Below are 1,412 nucleotides of genomic sequence, written 5' to 3'. Positions count from 1 at the left end.
TAATTGGCATTGACAATGTGCACGCTGTTGAGTTCTCAAGGACCAGACGCACCCCCCACTCAGCACCACCACAGTGGTACCTCATCAGAGGGGCTGGATTCTCGACACCATCCACCGAACCTTGCAGCTCGTCAGAATGGTGGTTGGTTGCCGAGCGGGACCCCGTCCGGACTGCATCTCCAGGTACTCGCCCTGGTGACCGTCTCGGCCGTTCCGTTCTCCGCCTCAGCGGCAACGAGGTACAACCTTACGCGGAGGTGAACGCGCTGCCAAGTGGGGCCACATCCCGGGCGTGTCGGGCGATGAGCGGACGCGTTGCAGCGTTGCGACCGACTCACTCCTCGCCCGGTTCTCCGCTGCTTCCGTGGACGGTCGGGAGCTCGAGTGCAGTCGCCATCTCTTCGATGACGGCGTTCGGCAACCCGTCGGCCGCGCGCCGGCGTCCCGTCCTGCGGAAGCCGTGGCGAGCGTAGAAGCCCCGCGCCGGCGCACCGTCCGGAGCGCAGTCCACCCAGAGTCGGATCGACGGGGCACGGAGGGCTGCCCAGCTGAGGACCTCCGCGAGGAGCGCGTCCGCCACGCCGTTCGCCCGGCCCCGCGCTCGAGGACGGACGAACACCCCCGTGAGCAGCGCGGCAGGCTCCTCGTCAGCCGGCAGCTGAGCGGCCATGATCCCCAGCCACGCCCCGTCCTCCGCGACTGCCACGACAGCAGTGGTGTCCCGCCCGGTACCGCGCCGCGCCCGCAGCCGCCAGTCGTCCTCGGTCATCGCGAGGGTGGTCCGGAGGTCGGCGCCGTACGACACCGGGTTCTCCGCCGCGTTCTCGAGCCGGAGCGCTCGCACCGACCGCCAGTCCTGCTCGACCGTGCTCCGCACGACGTACCGGAGACCCGGGAGACCGGCCCGCCCCAGGAGGAGGGGCACGCCGGTCGCCGACCACCACGAGGGCGACACGTGCCCGGAGGACATCCCGCCGTGTGCGAAGCGCTCGACGAACACCCCTGCGCCGGCGTCTCCCGACATCGCACGACCGACCTCCGCCGCAAAGCCCCACCGCAGCATGCCGTCGAGCTCACCTCGCGTGCTCGGGAGCGTGACGTGCGCGAACCGCTCTCCGAGAGCTCGCCACAGCCACGGGTCACCGCGCCAGCCCCACTGGTCAGGCTCGTCCCGGAACAGATCACCGACGTGTCGTGCCACGTTCTGATGGTGACCGATCGCGTGCAATCGCGCCAGCGTGCGATCGCCGCTGCGCTCGCCCGCACGGCCCGAGCAGTCGAGGGCGGTGGCGGTGTGCGGGTCGGCCCGGAAACGCAGGAAACCCCTGACCGGTAACGGTCAGGGGTTTCCTGGTGTTGCTGAAGTTGAGTCCGGCGGCGTCCTACTCTCCCACAAGGTCCCCCTTGCAGTA

Annotated in this window: 1 protein-coding gene; it reads right to left on the bottom strand. The window is 69.7% G+C overall.

Going from position 1 to position 1,412, the window contains the following annotated elements; translation table 11 throughout:
* Positions 1-334: 334 nt before the first annotated feature.
* Positions 335-1,201 (bottom strand): GNAT family N-acetyltransferase, encoded by an 867-nt coding sequence (locus tag PIJ49_RS16905; protein WP_209686106.1) that lies wholly within the window; start codon positions 1,199-1,201, stop codon positions 335-337.
* Between the last annotated feature and the right edge of the window lie 211 nt (positions 1,202-1,412).

The sequence above is a fragment of the Curtobacterium uvaldense genome, assembly GCF_028307415.1.
Classification (GTDB): domain Bacteria; phylum Actinomycetota; class Actinomycetes; order Actinomycetales; family Microbacteriaceae; genus Curtobacterium.
Note: the sequence above shows the minus strand (reverse complement) of the source record. Positions and strands in the feature narration are given on the sequence as shown.